The organism is Solemya elarraichensis gill symbiont, from assembly GCF_002021095.1.
GTDB lineage: Bacteria > Pseudomonadota > Gammaproteobacteria > Chromatiales > Chromatiaceae.
In genome coordinates this window covers 1-2,040 of the sequence record NZ_MPRK01000279.1, presented here as the reverse complement: position 1 = coordinate 2,040, position 2,040 = coordinate 1, and the positions used below count along the sequence as shown (strand labels likewise).

Genomic DNA, 2,040 nt, shown 5'->3' with positions numbered 1-2,040 from the left:
ACGCAGGGCGTCCGGGGCAATAAAGGCTGTCGAAGATCGAGTGTAAAAGGGCGACTTGGATGTCCCGTTTTACATCACGAGATCAAAGACACGCTTGCGGTCTGTTAATAACCGGACTGGTATATGGCAGCATTGTCGATATCGTGACACCGCATCGACTCATGAAAATACTCGTCGTATCTACTGCGGCTGTCATCATCGCCTCATGGGTGCTCATCCAGTCAATGACGTTAAGCCTTATTTATCCGGCCCTGTATCTGCTTCAGGAAACCACCTGCGACCTTTTTGCCGTGCACTTGATGTTTTATGTCAGCCAGAATCTGCACCTGTCGCAAAGCAAACGCCTTTCGCCTATCATCCTGAGCGGAATCTCTATTGGTGGCATGATTTCCGGGGTTGGCCTGGGCATCGGAACCTTGGTCCTGTCACTTGATAACATGTTGTGGTTTTGGGTTATCTCATTACTATCAGGTGCATTGGTGGTTCGTTACTATCATCACAAGCATGGACCATCCCCATTTTTCCATGCAAAAAAAAAGAAAGGCCATTATATTGCTGACTCACTAAAAAATATCCAGCAAGGAGTCTCTTTCACCAAGCGCTCTCCACTGCTGCTTTCACTCTGTCTCACCCTGTTTTTTACCGTCATTGCTTATTACACACTCAAATACCTGATCAACCTGACTTTTGTAACAAAAGTACCTGGTGAGAATACCCTGGCCAAAGTAATTGGATCAGTCATTGCGTTCAACAGTATCGCCGGTTTACTGATTCAGATATTCGTAACAAATCGCTTCTTCGAGAAATTTGGCATTCGCATTGTCAACCTGATATTCCCTCTGAGCATGGTTGCGAGCAATGCCTTTTTCCTTCTTGGATTGCATATTCCAACCGCTTTCTTCGGAAGCTTTGTGCGTGACACTCTGATGGGTGCTTTTCGCAATCCAAGCTACAATCTCTTTTTCGAGGCATTACCACCGGCAATGCAGGGTCGCAGCCGTTCTATGACACTGATGTTTGTGCTGCCCATCTCGCTCTTATGCGTTGGCTTGTTGTTACATTTCATGCAGCAATCCGAAACACATCTTCCAATCACCATGATTGGTGTCACGGCAACAATTTTTCTTTTCTGGTTCAGCGTCAGGACCAACAAGGTCTATTACGACACGCTGATCACCACGATGAGCGAAGCAACCTATCTTGGTAAAAGCGATGTATCACGACTTGCCAAGCCAACATCAGCAGCATTGGATGAGCTGACAGAGGACCTGCAGTCAGACGAACGGCATATCGTGCTCTATTATGCCAAGCGCCTGATGAAGTTTGCCCCGGATGAAGCATCCCCGGCTATCCTGCACGCCTTGCATAGTCAGCCGAATCGAATCAAGATCGAACTGGCAGAATTGCTCGTTGTCGATCGTCCAGAAGAGTTAAATAATGCCTTGTGGCAATGTTTCGATAGTAGTACTGAAGATGAGGAGACCTGCGCAATATTGCATCTGCTGATGGACGTTGAAGACTCGAAGGTCTTGGAAAAAGCAGCGTCATGGATCGCTCATCACGAGACAGCATATGCAGAGGGCATTCGATTACGAATACTCATCCATGAGAATCCGGCGGATCCGGCAGTGCAGCAGAGTCTGGATTCATTATTCTCGGAAAGTGACCCGGAATCAATAAGAGTTGTTCTGAATATCCTCCTTCGCCATCGCGATGTCACACCACCCGGATCGATTCTTCAGCAACTCATGTCTCCTCTAGAGGAGAATGTCTTATCAACACTTGTCTTGATACGCGACATACCCGATATCTTTTCCGATAGTGCATTATTACCCATGCTTGAGCAGCGCATGGAGACGGCTTCATATAAAGTTAAACTCGCAATCGTCGAATTTCTTGCATCTCATAAAACAGCTGGTGCAAATCAACTGCTTTACTCAATTTTTCAAGCGTGTCTTTGATCTCGTGATGTAAAACGGGACATCCAAGTCGCCCTTTTACACTCGATCTTCGACAGCCTTTATTGCCCCGGACGCCCTG

1 protein-coding gene is annotated in these 2,040 nt (G+C 46.9%); it reads left to right on the top strand.

Annotated features, from left to right (window positions below; translation table 11 throughout):
• Positions 1-59 precede the first annotated feature (59 nt).
• The gene (locus BOW51_RS10135; RefSeq protein ID WP_135568247.1) at positions 60-1,961 is read left to right on the top strand and encodes an MFS transporter; all 1,902 of its coding nucleotides are present in this window, start codon (positions 60-62) and stop codon (positions 1,959-1,961) included.
• Positions 1,962-2,040: the final 79 nt, after the last annotated feature.